Annotated in this window: 3 protein-coding genes and 1 pseudogene; all 4 read left to right on the top strand. The window is 63.1% G+C overall.

The window, feature by feature from the left end; genetic code table 11:
* Window positions 1–42 precede the first annotated feature (42 nt).
* On the top strand, window positions 43–3,051 hold a 3,009-nt coding region (locus tag ASF16_RS08480), incomplete at its 3' end, for a DUF6531 domain-containing protein (protein ID WP_235507305.1).
* A 139-nt stretch (window positions 3,052–3,190) separates the two neighbouring features.
* Entirely contained in the window at window positions 3,191–4,981 is a 1,791-nt protein-coding gene (locus tag ASF16_RS27115; RefSeq protein ID WP_369817129.1) for an RHS repeat-associated core domain-containing protein, read from the top strand.
* A gap of 26 nt (window positions 4,982–5,007) precedes the next feature.
* The gene (locus tag ASF16_RS26055) at window positions 5,008–5,442 is read left to right on the top strand and encodes a hypothetical protein (RefSeq protein ID WP_156372001.1); all 435 of its coding nucleotides are present in this window, start codon (window positions 5,008–5,010) and stop codon (window positions 5,440–5,442) included.
* Window positions 5,443–5,546: 104 nt separating this feature from the next.
* Window positions 5,547–6,061 (top strand): annotated as a pseudogene (locus tag ASF16_RS08485) (RHS repeat protein); the annotation flags it as partial.

Here is a 6,061-nt window from a genome sequence, read left to right on the forward strand (position 1 = left end):
TCTCATGACCGCGTAAGAGTTGTATCGGNAGAGGGAATCACCATGGGCAAGCCGGCAGCAAGGCTGGGAGATCTGACGAAGTCCGGAGGGCCGATCACGCAGGGATCGCTGACCGTGCTGATCGGCTCGCAAGGCGGCATCGCCTGCTCTACCTGCCCGGGCGGCAAGGCCATCGGCAGCCCCGTCAACCCCACGCTGGGCGCCAAAGTGCTGGTGGGCACGGAAGACCTGGACTTTGCCTTGCCCGGCCCCATGCCGCTGGTGTGGCAGCGCCAGTACAGCAGCTACGTCAACGCGGAGCACGGCGGCGACTGCGGGCTGTTGGGCTACGGCTGGAAGCTGCCGCACGAGTTGAGCATCGAGCTCCAAGCCACACAGACCCTGCTGCGCGATGCGGGCGGGCGCGTCATCACGTTCGACGAAGCGCTGGAGCCGGGCCAGAGCCTGCACAGCGACAGCGAAGGCCTGCTGCTGATGCGCGGAGGCGGCATGGGGGTGGCGCAGGCCTTGTCTGCTCTGGCTGGTAATACCGAGAATCCTCCCGTTCCCACTACCGGCGCCAACCCTTACCCCAACACCGCAGAAGAACTCCTGCCCTGGCACCGGCAACAGCGCTGGGCCCATGTGCCCGCTGCCGCCAAGGCCGACCCCAACTACCTGCTGGCAGCCACGCAGGGCGGGCGCACCGTCTGGCTCTTCAAGGTGCAAGCCGAGGGCTCTTCCAAAGGTTTCTGCCGGCTCATCGGCCTGATGGACGCCTACGGGCGCAGCCAGCACTACCAGCACGACGAGCGCGGACGCCTGCAAGGCATCACCGACGGGGCGGGCCGGCGCTATGCGCTCCTGTACAACCGGCCCAGCAGCGCAGCGACAGCCGCAGACGCAGGAACCGCCCCTGCCCCCACGCAAACCCTGGCAGGCCTGAACCCCGACAGCGGCCTGCGCCTCGTGGGCGTGGACTGCACCTTCAACCCCCACGACCCCGAGCATGCGGGTTCTGGCTCAGGCTCAGGCTCCGGTGCTGGCGCACAGCGGCACGACCCCATCCCCCTGGTGCGCTACCACTACAGCCCCCTGGGCGACCTCATCGCCGTGCACGCCCGCGACGGCCGGCGCACCCGCCAGTTCACCTACGACAGCGCCCACCGCATGGTCGCCCACCGGGTGGGCAGCGGCCCCGAGCACACCTACGTCTACGAAGACCAGCGCCAAGACCAGAAAGTCGCTGACGCCAGTGGCAACCCGCCACCCCGCCCCGGCGCCCGCGTGGCCGAGCACCACAACGAAGAAGGCCTGAGCTACTACTTCGACTACGAAGATGCCCACCCCCAGGACCCCCGGGCCGCCAGCTGCACCACCGTGCGCGACAGCCTGGGGCGCGTGACCCGGTACCACCACGAAGGCACCGGCGGCCTCAAACGCATCACCCGCGAGGTGCAACCGGACGGCAGCGAAGCACACTACCAGTACGACAGCGCAGGCCGGCGCATTGCCGCCACCGACGCCCTGGGGCGCACCACCCACTGGCGCTACGACGGCCAGGGCCACCTGCTCGGGGTGCAAGGGCCCGACGGCCGCAGCAGCCAGCAGCGCTGGGGCCTGCCCGGCACCGCCGCCGACGGCCTGCTGCTGCACAGCACCAGCGCCAGCGGCATCCACACCCACTACGAATACGACCCCTGGGCCCGCCTGGTACAGACCACCGTGGTGGCAGGCGACATCGCCCTCACCACCCACCTGGAATACCCGAGCGGGCCGCCCCACGCCGCCGCAGGCAACGCCCGCGCCTGGGTGGACCAGCCCATTGCGCTGATCGATGCCCAGGGCGGGCGCAAGACCCTGGGCTACAACGCCGTCGGCCAGCTTGCGAGCTACACCGACTGCTCGGGCCACACCAGCCGCTGGCTGCACGACGCCTTTGGCGAGCTCATCGAAGAGACCGATGCCCTGGGTCAACGCATACGCCACCAGCGCGATGCTATGGGGCGACTGCAGCAGACGACCCAGGCGGACGGCACGCTGGTGCAATACCGCTGGGGCAGCAACGAACAAGTCCAGGCCATCACCCTCGGAGCGCTGGCCAGCCCGGGACCAAGCTCACCCAGTACATCGGTACAGACCACCACCATCACCTATGAGCACGACCTGTGGGGCCGCGTCACCGCGCAGACCCAGGCGGGCGCAAGCCTGCACCTGCGCTACGACGTGGCCGGGCGCCTGACCGAGCTGATCAACGAGAACCATGCAGTTACCCGCTTCGCCTACGACAGCCAGGACCGGCTGGTTAAGGAAACAGGGTTCGATGGGCGCAGCCAGAGCTACCGGTATGACGCGGCGGGCCAGCTGATCGAGAAGACCGATGCGCAGGACAGTGGCATGGGCGCACAAAGCCAGGGCACAACAGAAAGCCAGGGCACGGTGCGCAGCCGCTACCACTACGACAGCGCAGGGCGGCTGATCTACCGCGTCACCGGCAAAGTGGATGCAGCAGCCGCACATTCAAAGTTAGCAACACCGGCAAATCAACGCACCCCAGACACCAACCTGCAGATCCACCAGTTCGGCTACAGCGACAGCGGGGAGCTCCTGGACACCCAGGGCTGGGAGCTGGACGGGCTCGATCGGCCCGAACACTGCGATGCACCCGCTACTGCGCCCGCCGAGCTGATCGCTGCCTGGCTGGAGATCAACACCCATCAGCTTCACAGTGCCCTGAGCCAACAGCACGACGCCCAAACTCTGGCGAGCAGTCCCCTGCTGCAAAGCCTGCAAGCCGACCGGCTGCACAAAACCAGCCGTGTAGACCTGCAGCGCGATGCCCTGGGGCGCCCCACTGGCGAGGTGCAAACGCTGTACGGCAACTCCAGCGGCAAGACCGCCATCGAATTCGAGCACCGCATCCACCACCGCCTGGGCGCCCTGGGGCAACGCGAATCGAGCGAACTGCAGGGTATCGGCCAGCTCGACTGGCTCAGCTACGGCTCGGGCCATGTGCACGGCGTGCTGCTCAACCAGATGCCCCTGTTGGCGCTAGAGCGCGACAAGCTGCACNATCGGCCAGCTCGACTGGCTCAGCTACGGCTCGGGCCATGTGCACGGCGTGCTGCTCAACCAGATGCCCCTGTTGGCGCTAGAGCGCGACAAGCTGCACCGCGAAGTGGGCCGCACCCTGCACCTGCTGCCCGGCGAGATGGCCAGCACAGCGCCCACCCAGAGCCGCCAGCTCGATCCCCTGGGGCGCCTGCTGCACCAGCGCTGGCAGGGCCTGCCCGGACCCGGCAGCGCCCCCGCCAGCGCAGCGCCCCTTATCGGCGGCCTGCGGCAACGCCGCTACACCTACGACAGCCTAGGCCAGCTCGTGGGCATCCAGACCCCGACCCACGCAGACGCGTACCAGTATGACGCCCGCCAGCGCCTGACCGGGCAGCGCAGCGCCAGCGCCCAGGGCGAGCAGCAAGCGCGCTGGAGGCTCGACGCGGCGGGCAACCGGCTGCCCGACCCAGTACCCAGCAAGCACCCGGGCGGCAACACCGCCGCCGGCGCCGACTGGACCGCCCAGGTCCAGCAGCACCTGCACGACCCGCGGTTTAACTTGTTGCAGCCTCAACCCACCACAGACAACCCTGCCACAGAGCACGTGGAACGCTGGCCGGACAACCGCATCGGCTGGAGCCAGGGGGCAGGTGACGAAGGCGCCACCCACTACGGCTACGACGACTGGGGCAACCGCACCGACGCCCGGCATGGCGACGGGAGCACCACCACCTTGCACTACGACGCCCTGCACCAATTGCGGCAGGTTCTCCAAACCAATGCCCAAGGACAGGTGAAAAGCAAAACCACGTACCGCTACGACGCGTTCGGACGGCGAGTGAGCAAGACACACCAAGACACCGGCAAGGACAGCCAGAACACACACTACGGCTGGGATGGCGACAGGCTTGTGCACACCCAGTCCCACGGGCAGATCCAACACACGGTGTATGAGCCGAGCAGCTTTGTGCCGCTGCTGCAGATCCAGCGCAGTCAGCAAGGCCACACCGACCCCGTCAAAACCCTGCTGGACCTGACCGGCAGCGGCGACTCAGAGCAAGAACTGCAGCATGGCGACAGAGAGATGCTGCACCAGGCCCTGAACGAAGTGCTGCAGCCTGGCTATCAACTGTCCGCCTTGCTGCCGCAGGACATGCGAAGCCAAGTGCAGGCATCCCTGCAACTCATCAAGGACACACAAGCCCATACCGAGGATGCCCACCCGCTGACCATCCGGCACATCCTGACGGACCACCTGGGCACACCCATTGCGCTGGTGAATGCCAACGGGCAAGAGGCCGGACAGGTGAGCTGGGCGGCCCGGTACGGCGCCTGGGGGGAGATCGAACAGGAATACAACCCCCACCGCATCCATCAACCCATCCGCTTGCAGGGGCAGCAGCTTGATCAGGAGACGGGGCTGCACTACAACCGGTTCAGGTACTACGACCCAAGGGTGGGACAGTATGTGAGCCAGGATCCTATTGGGTTGATCGGAGGACTAAATACGATAGCTTACCCAAGGGATCCTTTGAGTTCTGTAGATCCTCTAGGCCTCAATCCAATGGGCGCGCCTTCCAAAGGCCCCGATATTGGAACAGCAAAAGGCATATTCGATAAAATCTCTGACGCTCTTGATTGGAAGGAGAACAAAGAAATTGGGCGTCAAGTGAAAATTGATCAAAATACGCTGATGTGTAAGGCAGAAAAAGAAATTGCAGATAAAGTCGATAGAGATGAGCTTACCCCTGAAGCAGCTAAATTGGCTTTGGCTGCAAAAGAGACCTCAATCTATGCCGCTGGTCCGGTGTCGGCAGCTGTGGAAAGTGCGTCAGATGGCCCAATCGCCAAGTCCGCAAAAGCTCTGGGATACGCAACGGCACCTGCAAAAAATTGTGCTGCTTTATTGGCTCCTCCAAGTGCACCAACAATTGAATTTTTCAAATAATGACGAAATTTAATGCATTTTTCTTTGTGAGTTTTTTTGTTTGGATTGTAGGTGTGGCAGCCATTGTTTTTGGTAGTGAGAAAACGTTCTTGGTTTCATGGGTAATGCAAATAGTTGGCATTTGGGCAATCGGCTGGATTTTTCTAATGTTAATTTCAAGAAAAATACTTAATATATATAAATTGAATAAGCAGAATTTTAGGATTGCAGTATTTGCAGTTATTTTTTGTTTTTACCTGATATTCCCTGCGGGAACTATGTTGGAAATCATTCTTTATAATTTTGGTTGGCAGGAGTGTTTTCATAATTTGAAGGGGCTTGAAAAGCCTGCTTTGAGCAGGTTTTTTAAGATGATTGCTATTGATGCTTTAAATATTTCTGTGTCGATATTTGTCAGTACATTTTTAATCCTACTGATTTCAAAATTGACATCCAAATATGGCAATATTGCAGAAACCTAATTGTTGCGACATGAGCCCTATCTAGCCCAACACAAAGGGACATGTATGCGACGGCTGACCTGCCAACGGTCAGTTCAAGCAGTCTCGAACTTCCACCTGTTCAGGTGATCAGCGAACTGCAGGGCATCGGCCAGCTCGACTGGCTCAGCTACGGCTCGGGCCATGTGCACGGCGTGCTGCTCAACCAGATGCCCCTGTTGGCGCTAGAGCGCGACAAGCTGCACCGCGAAGTGGGCCGCACCCTGCACCTGCTGCCCGGCGTGCCCGGCGAGATGGCCAGCACAGCGCCCACCCAGAGCCGCCAGCTCGATCCCCTGGGGCGCCTGCTGCACCAGCGCTGGCAAGGCCTGCCCGGACAAAGCAGCGCGCCCTCCAGCGCAGCGCCCCTCATCGGTGGCCTGCGGCAACGCCGCTACACCTACGACAGCCTGGGCCAGCTGGTGGGCATCCAGACCCCGACCCACGCAGACGCGTACCAGTACGACGCCCGCCAACGGCTGACCGGGCAGCACAGCGCAAGCGCCCAGGGCGAGCAGCAAGCGCGCTGGAGACTGGACCCGGCGGGCAACCGGCTGCCTGACCCAGTGCCCGGCAAGAACTCGGGCGGCAACACCGCTAC

This window comes from Acidovorax sp. Leaf78, assembly GCF_001422735.1.
In the GTDB taxonomy this organism is placed as follows: domain Bacteria; phylum Pseudomonadota; class Gammaproteobacteria; order Burkholderiales; family Burkholderiaceae_C; genus Acidovorax.

What these genes read in the sequence shown, in the direction of transcription:
- ASF16_RS27115 (WP_369817129.1), top strand. Translation starts at nt 3,191, where the DNA reads ATGGCCAGCACAGCGCCCACCCAGAGCCGCCAGCTCGATCCCCTGGGG.